At 69.9% G+C, this 21,202-nt stretch carries 19 protein-coding genes and 3 pseudogenes; 11 read left to right on the forward strand and 11 right to left on the reverse strand.

Annotated elements, in window-relative coordinates:
* Window positions 1-247: 247 nt before the first annotated feature.
* From AB0M97_RS25365 to AB0M97_RS25385, 5 genes are all read left to right on the forward strand, one after another.
* Complete coding sequence (locus AB0M97_RS25365; protein ID WP_365963279.1) at window positions 248-433, forward strand: hypothetical protein; 186 nt, start codon at window positions 248-250, stop codon at window positions 431-433.
* Window positions 434-474: 41 nt separating this feature from the next.
* Window positions 475-1,410, forward strand: coding sequence for a class A beta-lactamase (bla, locus tag AB0M97_RS25370; protein WP_365963304.1), 936 nt, complete (start codon window positions 475-477; stop codon window positions 1,408-1,410).
* Window positions 1,411-2,077: 667 nt separating this feature from the next.
* Window positions 2,078-2,584: a hypothetical protein gene (locus tag AB0M97_RS25375; RefSeq protein ID WP_365963280.1), complete on the forward strand. Its 507-nt coding sequence runs from the start codon at window positions 2,078-2,080 to the stop codon at window positions 2,582-2,584.
* A gap of 10 nt (window positions 2,585-2,594) precedes the next feature.
* The gene (locus AB0M97_RS25380; protein WP_365963281.1) at window positions 2,595-3,002 is read left to right on the forward strand and encodes a phage holin family protein; all 408 of its coding nucleotides are present in this window, start codon (window positions 2,595-2,597) and stop codon (window positions 3,000-3,002) included.
* On the forward strand, window positions 2,978-3,658 hold the full coding sequence (locus tag AB0M97_RS25385; protein ID WP_365963282.1) for a DUF3618 domain-containing protein: 681 nt from the start codon (window positions 2,978-2,980) through the stop codon (window positions 3,656-3,658). The genes AB0M97_RS25380 and AB0M97_RS25385 overlap by 25 nt, the downstream gene beginning before the upstream one ends.
* Before the next feature lie 257 nt (window positions 3,659-3,915).
* On the opposite strand, the gene AB0M97_RS25390 is transcribed toward AB0M97_RS25385, so the two are convergent.
* Window positions 3,916-4,905 carry an SDR family oxidoreductase gene (locus AB0M97_RS25390; protein WP_365963284.1) on the reverse strand — a complete coding sequence of 330 codons (990 nt, stop codon included), beginning with the start codon at window positions 4,903-4,905 and terminating at the stop codon, window positions 3,916-3,918.
* A gap of 220 nt (window positions 4,906-5,125) precedes the next feature.
* On the opposite strand from AB0M97_RS25390, the gene AB0M97_RS25395 reads away from it, so the two are divergent.
* The gene (locus AB0M97_RS25395) at window positions 5,126-5,896 is read left to right on the forward strand and encodes an alpha/beta fold hydrolase (RefSeq protein WP_365963285.1); all 771 of its coding nucleotides are present in this window, start codon (window positions 5,126-5,128) and stop codon (window positions 5,894-5,896) included.
* Window positions 5,897-5,920: 24 nt separating this feature from the next.
* On the opposite strand, the gene AB0M97_RS25400 is transcribed toward AB0M97_RS25395, so the two are convergent.
* From AB0M97_RS25400 to AB0M97_RS25415, 4 genes are all read right to left on the reverse strand, one after another.
* Complete coding sequence (locus tag AB0M97_RS25400) at window positions 5,921-6,061, reverse strand: hypothetical protein (protein ID WP_365963286.1); 141 nt, start codon at window positions 6,059-6,061, stop codon at window positions 5,921-5,923.
* Window positions 6,062-6,782: 721 nt separating this feature from the next.
* Window positions 6,783-7,265 (reverse strand): hypothetical protein, encoded by a 483-nt coding sequence (locus AB0M97_RS25405; protein ID WP_365963287.1) that lies wholly within the window; start codon window positions 7,263-7,265, stop codon window positions 6,783-6,785.
* A gap of 70 nt (window positions 7,266-7,335) precedes the next feature.
* On the reverse strand, window positions 7,336-8,151 hold the full coding sequence (locus tag AB0M97_RS25410) for a hypothetical protein (RefSeq protein WP_365963288.1): 816 nt from the start codon (window positions 8,149-8,151) through the stop codon (window positions 7,336-7,338).
* 1,128 nt (window positions 8,152-9,279) lie between these two features.
* Window positions 9,280-9,519 (reverse strand): LysR family transcriptional regulator, encoded by a 240-nt coding sequence (locus AB0M97_RS25415; protein ID WP_365963305.1) that lies wholly within the window; start codon window positions 9,517-9,519, stop codon window positions 9,280-9,282.
* A gap of 581 nt (window positions 9,520-10,100) precedes the next feature.
* On the opposite strand from AB0M97_RS25415, the gene AB0M97_RS25420 reads away from it, so the two are divergent.
* A complete protein-coding gene (locus tag AB0M97_RS25420) occupies window positions 10,101-10,910 on the forward strand; it encodes a winged helix-turn-helix domain-containing protein (protein WP_365963289.1) in 810 nt (269 codons plus the stop codon).
* Window positions 10,911-11,351: 441 nt separating this feature from the next.
* Here the strand turns inward: AB0M97_RS25420 and AB0M97_RS25425 are convergent, their stop codons facing one another.
* A complete protein-coding gene (locus AB0M97_RS25425; protein ID WP_365963290.1) occupies window positions 11,352-11,864 on the reverse strand; it encodes a hypothetical protein in 513 nt (170 codons plus the stop codon).
* 374 nt (window positions 11,865-12,238) lie between these two features.
* On the opposite strand from AB0M97_RS25425, the gene AB0M97_RS25430 reads away from it, so the two are divergent.
* Window positions 12,239-13,045 carry a hypothetical protein gene (locus AB0M97_RS25430; RefSeq protein WP_365963291.1) on the forward strand — a complete coding sequence of 269 codons (807 nt, stop codon included), beginning with the start codon at window positions 12,239-12,241 and terminating at the stop codon, window positions 13,043-13,045.
* 527 nt (window positions 13,046-13,572) lie between these two features.
* Complete coding sequence (locus tag AB0M97_RS25435) at window positions 13,573-14,109, forward strand: transposase (protein ID WP_365963292.1); 537 nt, start codon at window positions 13,573-13,575, stop codon at window positions 14,107-14,109.
* A 49-nt stretch (window positions 14,110-14,158) separates the two neighbouring features.
* On the opposite strand, the gene tcmP is transcribed toward AB0M97_RS25435, so the two are convergent.
* Window positions 14,159-15,397: a three-Cys-motif partner protein TcmP gene (tcmP, locus tag AB0M97_RS25440; protein ID WP_365963293.1), complete on the reverse strand. Its 1,239-nt coding sequence runs from the start codon at window positions 15,395-15,397 to the stop codon at window positions 14,159-14,161.
* 603 nt (window positions 15,398-16,000) lie between these two features.
* Here tcmP and AB0M97_RS25445 point away from each other — a divergent pair.
* Window positions 16,001-16,862, forward strand: a pseudogene (locus tag AB0M97_RS25445) (IS5 family transposase).
* Window positions 16,863-17,161: 299 nt separating this feature from the next.
* Here the strand turns inward: AB0M97_RS25445 and AB0M97_RS25450 are convergent.
* From AB0M97_RS25450 to AB0M97_RS25460, 3 genes and pseudogenes are all read right to left on the reverse strand, one after another.
* Window positions 17,162-17,991 (reverse strand): annotated as a pseudogene (locus AB0M97_RS25450) (glycoside hydrolase domain-containing protein).
* 204 nt (window positions 17,992-18,195) lie between these two features.
* Complete coding sequence (locus AB0M97_RS25455; protein WP_365963294.1) at window positions 18,196-18,726, reverse strand: hypothetical protein; 531 nt, start codon at window positions 18,724-18,726, stop codon at window positions 18,196-18,198.
* A 50-nt stretch (window positions 18,727-18,776) separates the two neighbouring features.
* Window positions 18,777-19,904, reverse strand: a complete 1,128-nt coding sequence (locus tag AB0M97_RS25460) for a polymorphic toxin-type HINT domain-containing protein (RefSeq protein ID WP_365963306.1) — start codon at window positions 19,902-19,904, stop codon at window positions 18,777-18,779.
* A 50-nt stretch (window positions 19,905-19,954) separates the two neighbouring features.
* Here AB0M97_RS25460 and AB0M97_RS25465 point away from each other — a divergent pair, with 50 nt between their 5' ends.
* Complete coding sequence (locus AB0M97_RS25465) at window positions 19,955-20,509, forward strand: hypothetical protein (RefSeq protein WP_365963295.1); 555 nt, start codon at window positions 19,955-19,957, stop codon at window positions 20,507-20,509.
* A 94-nt stretch (window positions 20,510-20,603) separates the two neighbouring features.
* Here AB0M97_RS25465 and AB0M97_RS25470 read toward each other — a convergent pair.
* Window positions 20,604-20,936: pseudogene (locus AB0M97_RS25470) on the reverse strand (XRE family transcriptional regulator); the annotation flags it as partial.
* Window positions 20,937-21,202: the final 266 nt, after the last annotated feature.

Genomic DNA, 21,202 nt, shown 5'->3' on the forward strand with positions numbered 1-21,202 from the left:
CCGTACGCACACGCCCTCCGGTCCACCCGCGAACGGCCCCTGCGGGTGGAGGGGAAAACCGGTGCCGACACTTGGCCGCAGCCGGGAACGGACGGGCGGACCGGGCACCGGTACGGGAGCAGGGAGCCGCCGATGGGCGCCGAACCACGAGGGGCTCACAACCGTAGAGCCCAGTGCCGCAAGAAGCCGTGAGCCGCGTGTCGCCCCGCGGCCGGCGGGGCCGGCACAGCCACAGGAGTGACATCACATGAAGGCTGCGCAGTCCGTTCCCATGCCGATGACCACCGGTGCTGAGGCCTGCACCGCCTATGACGGCTTCTTCCACGACGACTACACCACCGGCACGCCGGAGGTCCGGGCGGCCACGGCCCTGTGCCGCCGCTGCCCGCTGCCGGCGAACCAGATGATCCGGACAGGCGTCCTTGACAGGTGAGATCTCGCCCGAGAGAAGAGGAAACCTTGGACACCGCACACATGCCCCCGTCCCGGCGCAGGGTGATCACTCTGGGGGCGGGCGCCGCGCTGGCCGCCGCTCTGCCGGCGAGTGAGAGCGCCCACGCCTCGACGCCCGGCAGCGACATCGTGCGCCGGCTGAAGGATCTTGAACAGCGGCACTCCGCCCGACTGGGTGTCTACGCCCGCAACACTGCCACCGGCCGGATCGTGCAGTACCGCGCGAACGAGCTCTTCCCGGTCTGCTCGGTGTTCAAGACGCTGGCCGCCGCGGCTGTGCTGCGCGACCTCGACCACGACGGGGAGTTCCTGGCCAGGCGCATCCGGTACACGGACAAGGACGTCACGGATTCGGGCTACGCACCGATCACCGGCAAGCCGGAAAACCTCGCCGACGGCATGACCGTCGAGGAACTGTGCGCGGCCACGATCTGCTACAGCGACAACACCGCGGGCAATCTCCTGCTCCGGGAGCTGGGAGGACCGAGCGCGATCACACGGTTCTGCAGGTCGATCGGGGACAGGACGACACGGCTCGACCGGTGGGAGCCCGAGCTGAACTCCGCCGAACCGGAGCGAGTCACCGACACCACCAGCCCGAGCGCCATCGGACAGACCTACACCCGCCTGGTGCTCGGCACCGCCCTCGCCCCCGGGGACCGCAAGCGGCTCACGGACTGGCTACTGGCCAACACCACGGGCGACGCGAAACTACGGGCCGGCCTGCCCTCCGACTGGACCGTCGCGGACAAGACGGGAGGCGGGAAGTACGGGACCAATCACGACGTGGGCATCACCTGGCCTCCGGCAGGCGCACCCATCGTCATGACGGTCCTCACGACCAAACACGAGCCCGACGCCCTGCCCGACAACCCTCTCATCGCCGCGACCGCCACCCTGCTGGCGGGAGCGCTCACCTGCACGGCTTCCTCGGTCGGCGCTTCCCGCACCAGGTAAGAGGCCGGCGAGCCAACTCCTCGACTACAAGTGCGAGAAAGTCGGCCAGCGGCAGCGGATGCCGAGCTAAAACACCCAGACACTGAACGGCGCCTTATCCCCCCTTGCCGGAATCTCCGCAAGTCCCTGAAACCTGACCTGCCCGGCTGTAAGGGCGCAGGTCAGGAAGTCTGCTCTCCGCACCCGCGGGGATGGTCCGCGGCTGCGCTCCATCCTGCTCGACGTCTCCAGCTGTTCTCCGCACCCGCGGGGATGGTCCTCTTGTGGTCGTCGGGGTCGGCTATCGCCGCCGCGACGGCGTCCGCGGCGAGCGCCGCGTCCTGCGCGCCGTAAGCGGGCCCCTGGAGGCGTTCAGGACGAGATTGCCCAGAGGCCTGCCGACGGCAGTCGCAGCGCCGGTGACGCAGGCGGTACCGGCGGACAGAGACCGGAATCGTTCCTTCCGTTTCCCTCGCCGAGCTGCGGTTACCCGGTGCGCCGACGGTGCTGTCCGTCCATGGTTTTTCGTCCATGAGGAATGACGCGGCACTCGCCGGACCACAGCGATCGACGGTGGACTCATCGAGGAGGACCCATGAGCGATGCGGGGCGCATTCAGCAGACCGGGCAGACAGCGAAAGAACAATCGTCAGCGACGGCGGAGCAGGCCAAGGAGGCAGTCGGACAGGTGTCCGCCACGGCAGTGGAACAGGCCGGCGCCGTGGCCGGGGAGGCCCGTCAGCAGGCCGGTACGGCGCTGCGGGATCTGCAAGATCGCATGCGTGAGGAGGCCGACAGCCAGGTGCAGCGGCTGTCCGGGACATTGCGGCAGTGGGCCGATGACCTGGCGGGGCTGGCACAGAACGCTCCCGGTGATTCACCCGTGCGCGGTGTGGTCGCGCAGGCGTCCGACGGGGGGCACCGCGCGGCCGACTACCTGGACAAGAACGGGGTGGGCGGAGCGCTCACGGACGTGCAGGCGTTCGCCCGCCGCCGGCCCGGCGCCTTCCTGGGCGGGGCGGCCCTGGCCGGGCTCGTCGTGGGCAGGATCGCCAAGGCCGGCAAGAAGGGAGCGCAGCCGTCGTCCGGCACCCACGCGCAGACGCACCAGAGCGACGAGGCGGACGAGGCCGCCTCGCAGTCCCTCGGCGAGGTGGCTCCTCGCCCGCAGCTGCCGCCGCATCCGGGGGTGTGAGATGGCTTCGATGCACCAGCAGCCACCGGAGGAGCGGGAGCAGGATCAGTCCGTGGGCCAGCTGCTGTCCACCGTCACCTCAGACGTGCAGACGCTGTTCCGCCAGGAGATCGAACTGGCCAAGGCCGAAGTACGCCAGGAGGCCACGAAGGTCGGCAAGGCCGCCGGCATGTACGGAGGTGCCGGCTTCGCCGGCTGCATGGTGGCCGTCTTCCTGTCCCTGACGGCGGTCTTCGCCCTGGCCAACGTCATGGACGCGGCGTGGGCGGCGCTGATCGTCACCGCGGTGTGGGCGGCCGTCGGGGCGCTGCTGTACACCATGGGCCGCTCCCGGATGCGGACTGTGTCACCCAAGCCGGAACAGACCGTGGAGACGCTGAAGGAGGACGCTCAATGGGCACGTCACCCGACGAAGTAAGGGCCGACATCGAGGCGACACGCGAAAAGCTGTCCGAGGACGTCGACCGGCTGGCCGACCGCACCAGCCCTGCGCGCGCGGTCCGACGCCGCACCGACCGCGTCCGAGGAGCGGTGGGCGGATTGCGTGAACGGGTCATGGGCAGCACCTCGGCGGTAGCCGGCCAGGCCACCGACCGCACACGCCAGGCCGCCGAGTCGATGCAGCAGGGCACCGGCCAGGCAGCGCAATCAGCACGGCAGACCGTGGCACAGGCAGGAGACGCCGTACAGCGCATGCCCGACCAAGCCATGCGTCAGACCCAGGGCAATCCCCTGGCAGCAGGCCTGATCGCGTTCGGAGCGGGCCTGCTTGCGGCATCCCTTCTGCCCACGTCCCAGGCGGAGGAGCAGGCGGCCTCACAGCTGTCCGACCATGCCGGCGAGGTGATCGAACCGGTCAAGCAGGCAGCGATCGGCTCCGCGCAGCAGCTCAAGCAGGACGCGACCGAGGTCGCGCAAGAAGCGGCGCAGCAGGTCAAGGACACCGCCGCGGACGCCACTCGTGCCACACAACAGCAAGCACGTGAACAGGCAGGAAGTGTCACGGACCAGGCTCGCGCATCCGGTCAGGAGGTAGCCGGCCAGGCTCGAGGGACATCCGAACAAAAGGAGTGATCCGCGCTCCAGCCGCTGCGGTGACGGCACCGGGCCCGAGAACGTCACGCACACCGTGGCACATGGCGCCGGTGCCCGAGGTGCAGTCGCCTTCCGGGTGCACAGGGCGCCGCGGCCGTCGCATCCGCCTGGCCGGCGGGCCGTATGCGCCCTGCCGGCCGCCATGGTCGCCGTGGAGCGGGTGCAGTCCGGCGCCCACTACCCCAGCGACGTCGCCGGCCCGGCCGCCGCGGCGCTGGTACGCCGCGCGCCGCGGATCATCCGGCCCGCGCACCGCGGGTCATCCGGCGGCCCGCGGTGACCGCCGCTCCCGCCAGCGCGGCGGCGACGGCCGTTCTGCGCATCGCGGTGCGCCGTCGCCCGCCCCAGCCGCCGTGCACCGCTCCCGTGCCGGGCGCCGGTACGTGCAGGGCGCCGTGCGTGGCGGGTGCCTCCTCGTCGCGGGAGAGGTGGGACTTGTCCGTCTGTCGTGCCATGGCCCGTTCCGCGACCGCCGGTGCCAGCCGGGACTGGCGCACCAGGGCCCGGCCCGCGGGGCCGACCACCACTTCGCGGCGCGGGTGACGGACGAGAGCCACCACCGCCCTGGCCACCCGTTCGGGGCTGTAGACGGGCGGCATGGCCACTACCTTGCGCCCGGTGTAGTTGGCCGCCTGCTGGAAGTGCGGCGTGTCGATGGTCGCGGGCAGCACCGTGCAGACGTGGATGCCCTTGACCCCTTCGACCCGGAGCTGCTGCCGGAGGCTTGATCCCAGCCCGCGGACGGCGTGCTTGGACATGCTGTAAGGGTGGCTGTACGGCTGGGGCACGGCGCCCACGATGGACGAGATGTTGATCAGCGTGCCCGTGCCCTGTTCCCTCATCACGCGCAACGCGGCCCGGGCGCCGTGCACGTAGCCCATCACGTTGACGTCCAGGACCTTGCGGAAGTCCTCCAGCGGTACGTCCTCGAAGCGGCCGAAGGCGTTGACGGCCGCGTTGTTGACCCAGACGTCGATCCGGCCGAACTCGTCCACCGCACGGCGTGCCAGTTCGTCCACGGCCGCGGCGTCCGTCATGTCGGTCGGCACGACCAGTGTCCGCGCCGGGCGGCGCCCGCCGCACTCCTTGGCCGCCGCCTCCAGCGCCTCCTCGCGTCGCGCGGCCATCACCACGGCGCAGCCCTCGCGGGCGAACGCCCTGGCCGTGGCCCGTCCGATCCCGCTGGACGCTCCGGTCACCACCACCACGCGGTTTCGACGTCGCATGCCTTACCTCCTGGGATGTGTCCGAGCCGGGCACCTCGTACTCGGCTGCGCAGCGACCCGGGTACCCAGTACCGCCGATGAATCCGGGCCGGTCACCGGGCGTCGCCGCCGACGAAGCCGGCCACCCACCGGACGTCGCCACCGGGCCGTGGCGCTGACCGGCGTCACCGTTCGCGGGGGGGCCGGTCCATGAACGGGCCGAAGCGGGTACCCGCCGGCCATGCCGCAGCACTGGGGACCGACTCCGCACGTCTGCCGTGACCGCCTCGGTGCGGTGTCGGTGCGCAGCCTGGGAACGCCGTGCCTGGACGACCGGGACGGTGCCGTGGCCCTGGTGCCGGGTCTGGGGGCGCCGGGATACCTCCTGCGCACGGTGCGGACGTGCGCGCGATCGGGTCCGGTGCGTGTGCTGGACGTCCCGGGTTTCGACGATCCCGCGGGCCTGTGCTGCGGCGCGGCGCTGGAGCCGCTGGCGGAGGTCGTGGCGCGGTGGCTGGCCGTGGTTCCGCCGGCTCCGGTAGTCCTCGCCGGCCACTCGACGGGAGCGCAGGTGGCGCTGCGCGCGGCGCTCCGGGTACCGGAGCGCGTCCGGGCCCTGGTCCTGCTGGCGCCCACCTTCCCGCGCCACCTGCGTCGGATGGGACCGCTGGTCGGCGCGTTCGCCCGCACGGCGGTCCATGAGTCCCCCGGCGTCGTGCCGACGCTGCTGCCCTCCTACGTGCGGGCGGGTCCCCGACGGCTCCTCAGCTGCATCCGGTCGGCGCAGACGGACGCACCCGAAGACGTCCTGCCCTCGGTGGCCTGCCCGGTCGTCGTCATGTCCGGGGAGCACGACGCCCTCTGTCCACCCGCCTGGAGTCGGCACCTGGCAGGGCGGGCCCGGCAGGGCCGGGCCGTCCTGGTGCGCGGTGCGCACGCGTTCCCCCACCGGCATCCGGCGGCCACCGCGGCGGTACTGACCGCCGCGAGAAAGAGGCCGACCGGGAAGTAGCCGCCGCCCGCGCTCGGTGCAGACTCACGGCTCACGGGTGGGCTCCCAGCGCGCGCCCCGTCCTTCGAAGTCCCGCCCTACCGCCGCGCCTTCGCCCTCGACCAGTCCTGCCTCGTCCGGCAGTTCCAGCACGGGGCCGCGGCGCTCGCAGAGCTTGCGCTTCACGGCCGACGTACCGCACGCCTTGCAGCGCACCAGTGGTTGACCATACGACTCTCGGCCCTGTCCCTCATGGCCCTCTCCGGGAGGGGTGAACGGTGACGGACGTCGGGTACCCACAGCCCCGACTCCGGCCGCCGCTCAGCCGCCGAACGTCCGCCTTCTCGGGCGCGACGGCCAGCAGCTCGCGGTAGGACTCCATGCGGCGCCCACCGTCCAAGGCGGCAGCGACGCCCTGGCGTTGCGCGGCACCCGCTCCGGCCCGTGCGGGTGGATCGGCTGCGCGGTCGTCGTGTGCCCCTTTTCGGTCTGCTCCGAGTCTGCCCGCTGCGGCGTCGTCCTCGACCGGCTGCGCGGGAACCGCTGGCCCGGTCCGCCTCGCTTCCTCCGGAGTCATGGCCCCGTCCTGCATCCCATGACCCCTTGCCCTCCCGTACCGCGGCTGCGTCGACCCCCCGACTCTGCTGCTCCCGGATCAGCAGGGGAGGGGACTTCGGGGAAGTCCGGCCGACCGGGGTCGGCACACGGCACGGGCCCCGGTCCTCCGACGGAGCGGAAGGCCGGGCCCGGCTCGTACGCATGGCCGAAGACCGCCACGGGACTTCGCGGCTCCTGCGCGCAGGCGGCGAGCTGACCGTTTCACGCACGGGCACCGGGGCGCACCACCTGCTTGCCCTGTCTCGGCCGTCTGCTGAACGACCGGCCTGGCCCGTGCCGGATCACCGGACTACGGGCAGCTGCTGGCCCAGATGTGGGAGCTGATCCGGTCGTTGGCCTTCGTACCGTCGTTGAACTTCTCGTAGCCCAGGTCGAGGTTCCCCCACTCGTCGCCCACGCTGATGCACATGCGCACTCCGCTGTAGGCGTAGCCCTCGTGCAGCCGTACGTCGTCGAAGGTCCCCACGTAGCCGCTGTTCCACACCGACGAGACGATGTTGTCCATGTTGCTGCAGCTGCCCAGGTTGCGGTAGTCCTGCTGGTTGTAGGTCATGCCGCATCCGTTGCCCGAGAAGCCCGCATGCTCCCACACCCAGACCCGGCCGTCGGCAGGTCGTGAGCTGGCCTTCTCCGCGGAGGCATCCGCCCAGGCGGAGACGGCCGCCTTCGGGGAGGTGCGGTCGGTCTCCGGGGCTGCCACAGTGGCCGATGCTCCCGAGAACAGCAGGCTCACGGTCGCCGTGGCGAGCAGGGCGGTGCGCAGTTTTCTCATGGTGAATCTCCTTGAGGTGATGATCCGTTGTTGGCCGGGCCGGGCACCGACGGGTCGGCGCGCCGACGGTTCAGTGTTCGGAGAGGGCGTTGGTGGCGCGGGGAAGGGCCGCCGCCTCCAACGCTCGGCGCGTGGAGATCTCCTTGCGGTACTGGCGGCTGATGGACCGCTCGTACCGCTCGTCCAGTCGCCGTGCCGTGCCGGTCAGGCCGGAGTCGGCGGCGCACCGGGCCTCGGCGACGGCGGTGCGGATCTCGTCACCCCTTCCTTCTCCGCCGACCACCGCCTCCAACGCTGAGGCACGGGCCTCGCCGGGAGTGGCGTAGGGGTAGCCCTTCTTCCGCATGCAGGCCGACCAGTCCTTCACGGACCGCTCGTACTCCTCGTCCGCCATGACCCGCTTCACGCGGAGGCCGTGCAGGTTGTCCGTGATCTTTTTGACCGTGTACCAGGTGCGCAGGTCGCCGTAGAGATCGCGTTCGGCCTCGGACACACACCCCGCGCTGCTCCTGCGCACCACGCTGCCTCCCGGCAGCTTCGCGAGGAGCCCGACGGGCCGCGGCCCGCTGAGGGCGGTGACCGCCGCTGTCCGGCGCTCAGGTGAGAGGCTGCCGAAGTAGCGCCGATTGGGGTCCGACCGCATCAGCTCACCGACGCGCCGTTGGATGTCGCTTCCGTATCCGTGCCGGCCCGCCCACTCGGGATCGGTGACCGCGTAGGGGAATTCGGTGTCGTCGGCCACGGGATTCTCGTAGGGGGTGGGCCACGTCCTGAAGCCATGACGCTCCATGCACGCCTGGATCAGTAGCTGCTCCGCGTCGTGCAGCGTCCGTAACCCCTCCGGCGTGGTCTCTTCTCTGGGCGCGTGGCCGCTTTCCTGGGTCACACCGCCCGTGGTGCGATGGGCACCGGCACCGTGGTTCTCCTGTCGGTCCGTGCCCGTGCACGCGGCGGACAGCAGCAAAATGGCAGCCACTGCGCCTGCCGTGGCCTCCGCACGGCCGCGTGCACACCAGGGACGGCCGCTGCGAGGGCCATGCGTTGTACGGGCAGCCCCGTTCTCCGTGCTCCCGCCGCGATGCACGCGGCCGGTTGCACGGCGCCATATGCCTTCTGCCGGGGCGGTTCTGCCTCTCATACGCACATGACCTTCCCGTGCTGGTTTCCTCTGACGGTGCTTTCGGCCTGACGGGAAGCACCCTTCGATCCTGTCTTCATGGTCGGGATGAGGAAAGGGAATTCGTGTGAGGCCGAAAACACCAGGTCAAGAACTAGTGGAGGGAAATAGTCCGTTCAGGTGACCGGCATGGGCACGGCCGGGCCGGTGGAAGCAGCCTCAACGCCAAGCGCGCAGACTCGACCTGACGTTCGGCATGGCACCGGGTCGTCCGAGAACAACGTTCCCCCGTCACGGACCGGTGCGGCGGGCCCGCGGGTGCCCTCCCGGCCGACGTGATGGTGATACGGACGCCCAGAAGCGCGGCGCGACCGGGAACGTGCCGCATCGGGCGAACCACAGCGGCTCCTCGGCCAGGAATCCCACGCGCCGGTGCCGTGTCGGTGCCCCGCACGGCACGCACCCGTGCGGGCGCCGGTGGCGTGACCGGGGGAGTGACTACTTCGGCCTGCGGTCCCGGTGCGGCTGGGCCGGGGTGACTCCCGCGTTCCTCGACGGACTCCACGCACCCCCAACTCACGGGAGACGGGACGGACGCCTTCAGCAGCCGGCGTCGACCATGGCGCCGGCCGCAGCCTCCCGAACGGCCCCACACCTGGGCGGTCGCGGTGCTGGACCGCCCAGCCGTGGGCCGATACCGGCGCGGACAGATCCACCACCTCGAGGTAGTGCACTCCCGGGCGGGCGGGGAAGAGCTCCCTGGCCGCAGCGGGAAGGAACCACATCCCCTCCCCCCGGCGACCGCAAGCAGCAGCCCGTCCATGAAGGCCGGGCCCACTGACCGGAGTGGGCGCACGGTCGGTCCCATCGCGTCCACCGCGGCCCGCGCCTCCTCCGTCAGGAAACGGCCCGCCTCGGTGAAGTCACCGTACGGCTGTCCCGTGAGAACAGCAGGACGCTCAGACGCTTCTTCCGATCGCATATCGGGCGGCTCGGCGCCGGCTGGTGCATATGCAACCGCGTGGCGGCCCTGCCGAAGTGCAGTACCTCACCCAGCACCAGGAAAGTCGCAGTTGTCTTCCACCTGCGGCCATAGCGGTCACTGCCTCGATCGCGCCCATGCCTCATCACCCGCATCCCTGACAGACGCACACTTTCCGTGCGACCCTGAGTGGGCACTCCGCCGTCCGGACTGATGACCGGCACCGGCAGGGCGGTGGCAGCCGGGGGGAGACGCGATGAAAACTTGCCCGCTGTCCGGCGTGGACAACGCACGCCCAGCCCGGCTCCGTTGCGGCCCCCACCCTCCTCGCCCTCTTCTTCTTCATCCCGGTCGCCGCCCCTCGCCTGCGTGCACAGGACCGGCCACCGGCAGGAACCCGGACCGCCGGGCCTAGGACGGCGCCCCGCCGGAGTGACGGAGGCGGGTGGCCGGCACGGTGCCCGGCCGCGCGCCGTCGGCGCCAGAGGCCCTCGCCACGCTCACGTCCAGGCCTCCCGACAACAAGCGACCACACGGGGAACACGATGCTGCGCATTCACTTCACGGACGGGGACCTGGCCCGCGTCCACTTGGCCCGCGAGCCGGATCCGGTCTGGGAGACCCTTCTGGCCTGCACCAGCTGACCGCCCCGCAGCGCGGCCTGCCCGTCTTCGCCCACTGGCGGCGCACCGCCCGCGCCAAGCTGGTCGAGGAGCGCCTGACGGGCCCGGTCCGGATGCTCTCGGCCCTCGCCCCGGCCTCGGCGGGTTACTGGCCCGACTTCCTGACACCCGACGCCTCGGCCGACGGTCTGGAGGCGGCGCTCGACGAATTGCACGCCACCCCCCGGCCACAACTGCGCCGGGAACTGCACCGGCTGAGCGACACCCACCCGCTGCCACGCTGGGCACACGACCTGGCCCAGGGTGACCGGACCAGGACAGAGGAGGTCGCGACAGCGTTCCGGCTGGTGCACCGCACGATCATCATGCCGGACTGGGCCGAGACGGCCGGCACCACCGAGGCCGACCGGGTCCTGCGGACGCGCATTCTGCGCGACCGCGGTGTGCACGGACTGCTGGACTCCTTCCGCCCCCTGATGGTCTGGCGTCCTCCCGTGCTGCACGTGCGCTACCCGGAGGACCGGGACCTGAACCTCGACGGCCGCGGCCTGCGACTCATCCCCTCGCACTTCTGCTGGCGTATGCCGATCGCCCTGGCCGACCCTGCCCTGCCGCAGGTCCTGGCCTACCCCGTCAGCCATCCCCCGGCCTGGGCACCGGCGGTCACGCGCGACCGCCGCCCCGAGGCCCTGGCCGCCCTGATCGGCCGGACTCGCGCCCGCGTGCTGGCCGCCCTGGACACCACCGCAACCACCGGAGAACTCGCCCGGCGCCTGGACATCTCCGCCCCATCGGTGAGTGAGCACGTCGCTGTCCTCAGAGACGCGGAGCTCGCATACAGCCAGCGCGTCGGCACTCAGGTCATCCACACCTTGACCCCGCTGGGCGCCGCGCTTCTCAGCGGCGACCTGCCGCCTCAGTAGCTGTTGTCCTTCCGGAGGTGATTGCTGCATTTTCGCTGTCGGGCATGAGGTGGGTGATGCGATGGGAGCGGCTGCGCTGTGCGCCGGCCCGGAGGACGTGCTGGTGATCGGCTGCAGCGAGCGCTACGGCGTCGACGGGGGAGCGCACAGCGACGGGGCCCGCGTGCGGGTACCCCGCCGCTGTGCGGGGACGCCGACGCGGAAGCGATCGCGCGGCCGTCGACCGGCTGATGCTCCCGGGCCGTCCGGATGCCCGGCTTCTGCGACACGCGATGCCCGCCACGGCCCCGCCGGCGGCGGGCACATGCACGACGTCGCACCACCTGCACCGCCCCGCCGAGGCTGTACTCGGAGATGGTCGCCGAGGACCGCCGCCTGCGGCCGGCCATGAGATCTACCGCTTCGGCGGCTGGAAACTCACCCGGCCCGACAGCTCGCAGCTCATCTCCGACTGAGGTAGAGGTTTACCGCGTCGAACGCGAGCGCCGCATGCCCGTCGAGGGAGGTGTTCTCGACCTGCTCGCACTCTTCGGGAAAGAGCTTCTTCATGGTGCCGTAGAGGTCACTGGGACCCTTGCAGGAGGAGCCGAGGGCGAAGCCCAAGAACTCGTAAGAAAACCGCGGATAGTTCCCGCGCCGGGACGGGTCGGCGCCGAGGCGGGCCACGTCGTCCCCGCTGAGGAAAACGGGCGGGCTGGAACCGCAGGTGTCGTTGGCCGCATTCAGGATCGTCTCGACGTCCTCGGACCGGCCGGCGAAGAAGACGAGCCCTTCGTAGTGACAGGCCTGCTCGCCGACGCTCCGCGGGACGCGCCGGCCCGAGGCGGTCACGTCGGACGAAGGCGAGGGCGTGCAGGCCTGCTCCTCGACGTCCCAGTCCGCGGCGGAGAAGGACGCGACAGCGTCGTCCCGCAGGTTCCTGCTGTACTCGTCGGTCGGATCTGCGGAGTACACGACCCGCACCCTGCGCCCGAAGCGTTGGCGGGGCCTGATCCGCCGACTGGTCCACCTGGCCGAGCCGCCCAGTACCAGACCGCTGCGGTACGTCGACCCTCCTTGGCGGCCACGGCTCGGGGTAGTTGGTCGGCAGGTGAGGAGTTGGCTGGTCAGCAAGCTGAAGGTGCCAATGGAGCAGGCTCCCTTTGCTCATCCTTGGTGGGCGGCGGGTGCCACCCAGCCCCGCTCCGGCCGACTGGAACAAGCCTGAATGAGTATCAAGGGACTGGAACGGGTGCATCTCTGGGTTTTCGGGGGTGGAGACGTCAGTATGTGTTGCGGGCGTCTGCGTGGTGCTGCGCCGGGTGGTACCGGGACTGGAGGCCGTAGGTATGAGGAAGACTCCCCTGCTCGCCATCCTCGCGGCGCTGCTGTCGGCGACGACCGCGACGGCTCCCGCGTCCTGGGGCTCGGGCCCTGGACCGGACGGCCGTACCGGGAAGGGCGAAGCGCGTACCTGCGCCGCCCGCCACCTGATGTTCTGTGAGGATTTCGCCGCCCTGCCGCCGGGCGAGGCCCGTGGCCGCGGTTGGACCACCGAGGCCGCGAACGGCACGCTGACCGTCGAGCGGGACGCCACCCACCACAGCAAGCATCTGCGGATCCGGACGCAGGACAACGGCCGGGCGTTCTTGAAGGTGGGCGGCCTGAAACCGGCCGGCAACAGCTTCTGGGGCCGGGTACGGCTGCGGGTCGACGCCTTCCCGACCAGTCCCCACTGGGCGCATTGGACGCTGGTGGAGGCCACCGGCGAGGGACCTGGTTACGTACGGCCTCTGGGCGGGCAGTACGTGCCCACGGTCGGGAAGAACCTGTGGGGGGTCGGCTCCGACGGCGGCCCGACCGGCGACTGGACGGCCTGGCGGGAGTCGGCCCCGGCCCGCGCGAACGTGTGGCAGTGTGTGGAGTGGCGGATGGACGCCTCCGACAACGAGATCTCCGTCTGGATCGACGGCGAGGCCAAGCCGGAACTCACCGTCTCCACCCGCCAGCACGGCGGCGCCGACGCCGACTTCGTCTTCCCGCGCTTCGACACGGTGAAGATGGGCTGGCAGCTCTACCAGGGCAACCCGCGCCCGTCCTCGTACGACGTGCGGATGGACGACATTGCGCTGGACGGCGACCGGATCGGCTGCTGAACAGACCCGAAAATCGACAGCGCACATCCGCGTCGACACCCTGGTCCGGTGCACACCGGACCAGCTCCTGGCCCCGGCTGACAACCGCACGCTGGTGGCTTTGGGTAACGACCTCGTGCACCGTTGGCGGTGAGGCGTCGCGGACTCCGGTGTGGCCCGTGGTCAACCGGTGCTTCGCACCCGCACCCACAGCGCGCTTCCGCGGACGAGACGCAAGCTCGGCCTGGTGCCGTTCCTGCCACAACGGGCCCGGCTCTGACTGGCTGTTCTCTATCCGCTCAGGTGGCCGGTGAAGTTCGAACAGGGGTCTGGTTCGGGTGAGCTGGCTGGTGCGGATGCATGGAAGAAGGGCCTCTTGGTAGCTCGCGGATGTCGAGTCCAGCGAGAAGCAAGAGGCCCTGTTGTCGAAGTGTCGCGTGGTAACGGTTGCCGGGTCCAGTTGGTCCACTCCTGGGTGTGACTGCCTCGCCCACAGGTTCGGGAACGCAGCCGACCGGCCAGGGCGCCGGCCCCGGTACGACTCGGACATGAGCGATGACGAGTGGGCCGTGGTGCGGGACCTGCTGCCGGTTCCGCAATGGCTGGCCGGCCGGGGCGGACGGCCGGAGGGCTACTGCCACCGACAGATGCTCGACGCGATCCGTTACCTCGTCGACAACGGCATCAAGTGGCGGTCGATGCCCTCGGACTTCCCGCCCTGGCCACGGGTGTACGCCTTCTTCGCCCGCTGGCGGGATGCGGGACTCGTGGCCGAGCTGCACGACCGGCTGCGCGAGACCGTCCGCGATGCCGAAGGCCGTAATCCGGAACCAAGTGCGGCGATCATCGACTCGCAGTCGGTGAAGGCAGACGCCACCGTCCCCCACGGCTCGCGGGGTTTCGACGCCGGGAAGAAGATCAACGGACGCAAGCGGCATCTGCTCACCGACACGCTCGGGCTGCTGCTGGACGTGCTGGTCACCCCGCCTCGACCACCGACCGGGACGCTGTGCGCGTGGCCTACCGGCGCCGTCCCTGGCGGCGTCGCGCCTGTCGGCGTACGGCCTACTGCGTGGCGTACCTGAAGGGGGTGAGCGAGTCCAACGACGGACGGGCACTGGTGCGGTTCTTCGCTCAAGTGCGCAACGAGACGGGGGCCTTCGATCCGCTGCTGATCGTGACGAGCTGCGGCGAGAACGACCACGACCACGCAGAGGTGCTCGACCTCGACGACGAGCTCGGCCCGTACGAGACGTGGTGCGAGTCGCTGCGGACACAGGGGCACAGCCGAACCGTCGACTTCTGGAACCTGCCGGTCCACGTGTCCGCGCCGCTGCCGGAGGGCCACTCCGGCAGCGGGTGCGCAACTCCGCGGCGGCCCGGATATCCGTGCCGCGCCCGCCGCGCCGCACCGGCCCCCTTCTCCACGACGGCCGGGTCGGGCCGCAGGACGGAGGCAACGGAGAACAGAGCGTCGGGGTCCTCCCGGGTTTCCTGCAGTTCCAGGGTCTTCCACCATTCCGCGCGGGCCCGGGCCACGGTGTCGCCGAACACCCACAGCCCGTACTGGCTGCGGGTGGCGAACACCAGCCGGTACACGGCGCGCTTGTGCGGGGCGTGCGAGACCGGCACCGACTGTACGAACATGCCGGTGCGGCGGGCCAGGCGGCGGGCGTACTCGGCTGCCACCGCCTCGATGGCGTCCTCCGCGGCGCCGGCCTGGGCGCTGGGGGCCGCCGCCTCGGCGAAGTACTCACGCCACCAGGCGCCCCCGCAGACCTCGTCGAAGCGCCGCAGCGAGGTCTCGTTGCCCTTCGGTGAACGGACGTGCCCGCCCAGCCGCCACACTGCCATCATGCTGAAGTTCATCAGCAGCTCGGTCGCCGGCTTCTTGTCCGGCCGCTGCCTGGCCAGTACATCCACGAGCCGGTCCTGGGGCAGCACTAGCCCGCAGGGGTCCAGGAAGAGGAACAGCGGCCTGCCCGCGGCCCGCCGGACGACGCTGTCGAGCACCCCGTCGACCTCACCGCGGCGAGCATGCGCGACGACCCCTTGGCGGCGGTAACCCTCCACGACGTCCTGCAGCCGCTGGAACGACCTGGCCTGCGCCTCGGTGAAGAAGCCCTCCACCGTCACCCCGTGTCGGGCGCGGAAGTAGGAGGCGACCCTGAGCGCGAGCTCTGCGGAGGCCGGCTCGCCGTTCTCATAACGGCCCTCGCCCGCGTATCCGTCCAGGTAGACCACCCGCTTGTCGTGCGACTGGCCGCTCAGCATGCCGCCGAACTGAGCCAGATAGCGCTTCAGCAGGTCATGCTTGAAAACGCTGGGCAGTGCTCTGTCTTTCCAGTAATCCCCGCTCGTTCCCGTCGACATGGCCCCCACCTCGTCAGGGTCCGGACAACCGTCTGCTCTGCTACGAATCGTCAGCCACGTACCGAATTCCTACAAGAGGCCCGATCCTTCATCCCCACAGTTCCGGCCCGGTTGCGCTGCTTGGAAGCGCGCCGCGCCCGGGCAGGAAAGGGCGGTTGTGCAGGCAGGGGGACCGTGCTGACAGCCGCTACTGGCTGCTCGAACCGATCGGCGCGGGCGGTTGCGGCCAGGTGTGGAAGGCACACGCCCCCCGACGTCGACCGCCTGATCGCGGTCAAGATCCTGACCGGTGACGCAGGCATCGGGGACGGCCAGAAGGTCCGGGGCCGCGAGCTCGGCGGCCCCGGCGAGAACGGGCGGCGCCCTGGGGGACCTATGCGTCACTAGGCACGTCACCGACTGATCCACCGCGCGGTATCCGACCAGGCCTGAGCGGTTCTCTGCGTTTTCGCGTATTCCGCTGTCCCAGAGCCTGAAGGCCCTCTTCGGACCGCCCTTGGCCGGCTGCCGGCAACGCTAAGTCTTATCGCCGTCGGCACCGAACCCATGCGCGCCATCTAGGGTCCGTCTTCAAAGATCATCTGGGTGGTGGATCATGGTGTCGTGGTACGTCGTCATGAACTCACAGATCAGGAGTGGGAGTTACTCGCTCCGCTGATACCCAGGGCCGCGACGGGGCGGCCTCGCGTGGAGGACCGACAGGTCATCAACGGGATGGTCTACAAGATCCGCACAGGGATCTCCTAGCGTGACCTGCCGGAACGCTACGGGCCCTGGAAGACCGTGTACACCCGCTTCCGCCGCTACGCCCTCGATGGGGTGTTCACCCAGGCCCTGCAGCAGATCCAGGCTCACGCCGACGCGGCCGGCGACATCGACTGGCTGGTCCAGATCGACTCCACCATCGTCCGCGCCCACCAGCACGCCGCCGCCACAGGCCGAAAAGGGGGCGGCACCGGCAGGACGAACCGGACGATCACGCCCTCGGCCGATCCCGAGGCGGGCTGACCCCCAAAATTCACCTCGCCTGTGACGGCAAGGGCCGCCCGCTCGCGATCCTGGTGACGCCCGGCCAACGCCACGACAGTGTCTGCGCACGCTCACTGCTGGAACGGATTCGCGTTCCCCGCACCGGCCCGGGACGGCCTCGGTGCAGGCCCGGCCAGGTCATCGCAGACAAGGCTTACAGCTCTCGCGGCTTCCGTGCCTACCTGCGCAAACGCGGCATTGCGCACACCATCCCCGAGAGACCGACCAGCGACGGCACCGGCTGGAGCGCGGTTGCCGCGGCGGCCGACCGCCAGGGTTCGACCGGGAGACCTACCGACGGCGCAACATGATCGAGCGCTGCTTCAACCAGCTCAAGGGCTTCCGCGGGATCGCCACCAGACACGAGAAGACCGCCACTTCCTACGAAGCGGCGGTCACCCTCGCATCGTTCCTGCTCTGGGCAAGATCCGTTTGAAGACGGACCCTAGTACTCCAGCCGGACTTCTGTATTTGTCCTGGTCAACGGCCTGGCGGTGGGGATTGTAGCGGGGGTTGGGCATGCGCGGGACGGTCTTGGGCCAGCCGTCCCACCAACGTGTGCCCGCGCCGCATGTAATGACAGCGTCGGGCACGCGCCTGGTGGCGCCGTCGCCATTGGGACCAGTTCACCGTGTGGTCGCGGCGTGCAGGACCCGATCAGTGGCCACGCTGAAAACCCTCAGTGCAGGAACGCCCCGCCGTTGACAGCACAGGCCTCTCGGCGATGGCAGCCGATCAGCCGATGATGGCGACGGGCGCGTCCCAGGCGTTGCGGTCGACGGTGATGGTGTGGCCGCCTCGGGTCCCCTTGCTGTTGGCCTTGTACTGGTGACCGCGGCTGTGGTCGGTGTACAGCTTCGGGTCCCACGGCCAGTCCCTGGTGGTGGTCTCCTGGCCGTTCCACAGGGCATACCAGAGGTTGCCCGGCAGGTCGGTGCGGTTCTTGGCGGTGGCGATCGCCTTGGCGCTCGAGCTGCTGAAGCCGTAGAGGCCGGCGCGGTAGGTCCTGGCGCGCAGGGTCTTGGTGAAGGAGCGCACGTAGGTGAGGGTGGCGTCGTTGCACGCCTTGTCGGCGATGTCGCACGACTCCATGTTGAGGTAGATCGGGCTGCCGGCCTTCATGCCGAGCGCGAGGCCTTGGCGATCGCGTCGTTGGCGTTGGCGGCGCCGACCGAGGCCGCGATCGCCGCGGTGAACCTCTCCTTGTTACGGCTCTTCTGGCACGGCGGCTGGGCGCCGACGTAGAGGGGGATGACCCGCCAGCCGAGCGTGTCGACCGACTTCGCCCAGGACTTCGTCAGGTTGGGTTGGGCGCAGCCGCGGTTCCTGCCGCCGACGTAGACCGCGACGCCGCCGTAGTACGCGTCCTTCTTCCACGCCTTCATCGTGGTGAGCGAGGGCGCCGTGCAGGCGTCGAACGCCCGGCCCATGTAGGTGTTCTGCGTCGGCCACGCCGGGGCGGCCATCGAGGTCTGCGCCGCGATCCCGGCACCGGCCACGACGACGACACCGGTCGTCGCCATGGCTATGTAGCGGCCTCTTCTGGAGAGCCGGTGCTTCGGCATTTCCCCACCCCGTACATGATCGGGCTCCGGTTCCTCCGGAGCTCGCCCAGATCATCCAGGTGCGGCGGAAGTGGAGTGACCGGCCCATGCTGCACTCGCCGACATGGGTCGGGGCGGCCAAGGACTCTTGGCCGCCCCGACTTTCATCGTCCGCTTCCTACGTCAAGACCATCGTCTTCTGACGCTGCCGACGTCTGATGCGATTCAGTCGCGATACTCCTCATCCGGTGTTTCGGACAGCGTCTTCGGGACCTGCTCGATCATCCAATCCTGACCGCCGTCCGCCAGGCCGTGGCGCGTGTAGCCGCGGAAGGGATCATCGTGGGTGAGGAGTTCGTGCATCGCCTGAGCAGCACTGCTCAGTTCCACGGCGCAGTCGCCGGCACCCAGATCGTGCAGCGCCTGGGTGACGTGTGCGAACCATTCCTCCTGGTCCGTCACGACGAAGTCCCAGCGGCCCGTGATGCTGATGCGTTCGGCGTCTCCGGATACCGAGCCGCCACCGGACTCATTCTCATCCGTGCCCTCGACTTGTTCCTCGTCTTCGAACAGGTCGGAGAATGGACTCCCCCACCCCGATGATTCGAAGGTTGCGTCGGAGTAACGCGCTGCGGCGACACGTACCCGCTCGACGACGTCGACAGCCCTTTCAGGCGCTACTTCCTGCCCGGACATCACCTTGGCGTGTTCGGTCAAGGCAGCCACGAGCTCATTCAGCGCGGCAGGGATATTCATGTGCTCTATACCGTTTCCTTTGTTTCCGATTTTCCGGCCGTGTCGCCCCGTCACCATTTGTAGTGGCGGGTATGCGAGATCTGCCCGCGCCTGTTGAAGTAGTCCACGTGAACGTGATTGCCCGAGGAGCAGACTCCACGGTAGCGGCAGCGGCCACCCATTCGGGCATCGCGCCGGGCGGCTGCTATCGCCTGCGCCTTCGACTTGAACTTCGTCGGCGTACGCAGATCCTTCCAACCCCGCTTCTTGGGAATCCGGCGAGCACAGTTGTGGACAAGCGCGGATTTCCCATCAGCCACCACGAAGTAGGTGTGGGTGCCGGCGACGGTCAGGTTGAAGACGGTGCGGACTGCCTGCGTGCGGTCGGTGGCCGTGACCTTCGGCGCGCTCCCGTCAGGGTTCGACAGGCGTGAGCCCGGGGTCAGCTGCACCGCGTCGACCCATCCGCGCCCCTGGACGAAGAAGGGGTGGCTGGCGGTCGCGGTGATCGTCTGCGACCGGCCGTCGCCGTCCGCGTCCACGGACAGGGTGACGAGATCCTTGGTGCCGTGACCGATGATCACGTCGGAGACCGGGGAGATCGTCGTCTCACCGGTGATTTCGTCCACTGCCTTGACCAGGTCTCCGATCTTCACCTGGCTGATCGGCTTGGTGCTGCCGTCGGCCATGACGACCGGCGTCTCGGGCAGGAAGGAGTTGCGTCGGCAGCTGCGGGCGATGGTGCGTGCGGCCCGCAGGGCGCGGTAGCCGCGGTAGGCCCGGTAGCCCCAGGCGGCGGCACCGAGGCCGGGGATGAACCCGGCCGCGGTGAGCGCGATGTCCCACTTGTTGCGCCAGGCCCAGCGCTTGGCCTTCTTGAAGAACTTCTTCCAGCCCCACTTGCCGTCCAGGTCGAAGCAGTTGACCGGGTCGGCCGAGCAGTACTCGTAGGCGTTGGCGTTGCCGCCCTGCTGGGGATCGACGGACAGGAAGCGGCCGGTGGCGGGGTTGTACTGGCGTACGCCCATGAGCGTGAAGCCGGCCACCGTCTCGCTAGAGCGCTGCTTTCCGCCCAGCCAGCCGTAGCGCACGGCCTGCTGCTGGTCGCGGGTGATGCCGTGGCTGCGTTTGCCGGTGCTCCAGCAGTCCCCGGCGTGCACGTAGACGGGGCGGTGCCCCGCCAGGCCGCGTTCCAGCAGCCAGTCCGGGGCCGGCGGCCGGGCCTGGAGGTCGCGTCGGTGTTCGGCGAGTGAGCGGGTGCGGGTGCGGGCCGTCCCGGTGGGAGAAGGAAAACAGTGCGCCCGAAGGCTTCTGGGACACCCGGATCGACGTTGACCTCCTGACCGATGCGCTCAACGTCAGCGGTCGGGCCCGCCATGGAAGCGGAACGGGGCGCCTGCAGCACCGTCACGTCCACGCCCTGCTTGCCCTCGACCACCACCCCACCCTGAGCACGCTCCTCGCGGCCCAGTCTGACCGCGACAACAAACGGGCCCAGGACGAAGACGCGCGGTCGGCCGATCAGGCGCGCGCTCTGATAGAACTCATCGGTAATGAAGAGGCCAAGCGCCGTGCGGAGTCGGCCGAGAACCCCAACAAGTACCACCCCAAGCACAACCCTGACGGCCACGACTTCGAGGAGTGCCCGGTGTGTGGGTACGAGACCTTCTGTGTCCAGGACTTGGACATGTGGGGGCGGGTCGGCTTCGGGCAATGCGTCGTCTGCTCGTACAGGCGCAGTCCCCGGGTCGCTGACCAGGAAGGCTTCGTCGAGCACCTCGCACGGCTGATGGGAGATGACTGAAAACTGAACGCTCAGCTCGGCAAGTGTCGCGCTCACTCGCCAAGTGAAGTGCTCAGTCACAGTCCGGGGCTCGCGGCATGTTGGAGCGTGGCTGTTACAGCTCGAACTCGAGGTGCTCGACATCGGTGAATTCCACGTCCAGGCCGTGGGCGCGGCGGCCTCCGTCGCGGAAGTATGTCTCGCCGAGGCCTTCGGCGGCGATGGCGCGCAGTTGCTGCTCGCCGGCCCCGGCGTCCTGGGCGTCGAAGAGGCGGGCCGCGAAGTGCGGGGGCAGTGCGATGGTCAGGTGCCGGATGCGTGCGTCGTCGGTGGTGCCGGGTGCGGCGGTGAAGCCGAAGCGGGCGCGGGTGTCGATGACGAGGCCGGTGCTGGTGGCGGCCTGGCGGCGGGCGCGTTCGCGGATGCGGGGCTGCCAGCGCTCGCGCACGGCGTCCTCTACGTGGCGGCATATGCCGCCGCGCGGGCCGCGGTGTTGCGGTGGCGTCCGGGCAGCACTGTGGCCGCGAAGGAAGCCCTCGCGGCCACAGGTGATGCGGACCGCACCCTCTCAAGTGCGGTGCTGCCGGGCGGCTGACGCGCTACCGGCGTCGTGTCGGCCGATCAGTTGGCAGTTCTGGCCGCCTTGACGCGTTGGCGCGCACGCCAGACCACGGCTACCCAGATCAGCGCGACGAGCAGAATGCCCGCTCCTTC

It is taken from the genome of Streptomyces sp. NPDC051207 (genome assembly GCF_040682395.1).
In the GTDB taxonomy this organism is placed as follows: Bacteria; Actinomycetota; Actinomycetes; order Streptomycetales; family Streptomycetaceae; genus Streptomyces.

Excerpts from the sequence above, each read along its gene's own strand:
- AB0M97_RS25365 (WP_365963279.1), top strand. The coding sequence starts at position 248 with ATGAAGGCTGCGCAGTCCGTTCCCATGCCGATGACCACCGGTGCTGAG.
- bla (WP_365963304.1), top strand. The coding sequence starts at position 475 with ATGCCCCCGTCCCGGCGCAGGGTGATCACTCTGGGGGCGGGCGCCGCG.
- AB0M97_RS25380 (WP_365963281.1), top strand. The coding sequence starts at position 2,595 with ATGCACCAGCAGCCACCGGAGGAGCGGGAGCAGGATCAGTCCGTGGGC.
- AB0M97_RS25385 (WP_365963282.1), top strand. The coding sequence starts at position 2,978 with ATGGGCACGTCACCCGACGAAGTAAGGGCCGACATCGAGGCGACACGC.
- AB0M97_RS25390 (WP_365963284.1), bottom strand. The coding sequence starts at position 4,905 with ATGCGACGTCGAAACCGCGTGGTGGTGGTGACCGGAGCGTCCAGCGGG.
- AB0M97_RS25395 (WP_365963285.1), top strand. The coding sequence starts at position 5,126 with ATGCCGCAGCACTGGGGACCGACTCCGCACGTCTGCCGTGACCGCCTC.
- AB0M97_RS25405 (WP_365963287.1), bottom strand. The coding sequence starts at position 7,265 with ATGAGAAAACTGCGCACCGCCCTGCTCGCCACGGCGACCGTGAGCCTG.
- AB0M97_RS25415 (WP_365963305.1), bottom strand. The coding sequence starts at position 9,519 with ATGCGGGTGATGAGGCATGGGCGCGATCGAGGCAGTGACCGCTATGGC.
- AB0M97_RS25420 (WP_365963289.1), top strand. The coding sequence starts at position 10,101 with ATGCTCTCGGCCCTCGCCCCGGCCTCGGCGGGTTACTGGCCCGACTTC.
- AB0M97_RS25430 (WP_365963291.1), top strand. The coding sequence starts at position 12,239 with ATGAGGAAGACTCCCCTGCTCGCCATCCTCGCGGCGCTGCTGTCGGCG.
- AB0M97_RS25435 (WP_365963292.1), top strand. The coding sequence starts at position 13,573 with ATGAGCGATGACGAGTGGGCCGTGGTGCGGGACCTGCTGCCGGTTCCG.
- tcmP (WP_365963293.1), bottom strand. The coding sequence starts at position 15,397 with ATGTCGACGGGAACGAGCGGGGATTACTGGAAAGACAGAGCACTGCCC.
- AB0M97_RS25455 (WP_365963294.1), bottom strand. The coding sequence starts at position 18,726 with ATGAATATCCCTGCCGCGCTGAATGAGCTCGTGGCTGCCTTGACCGAA.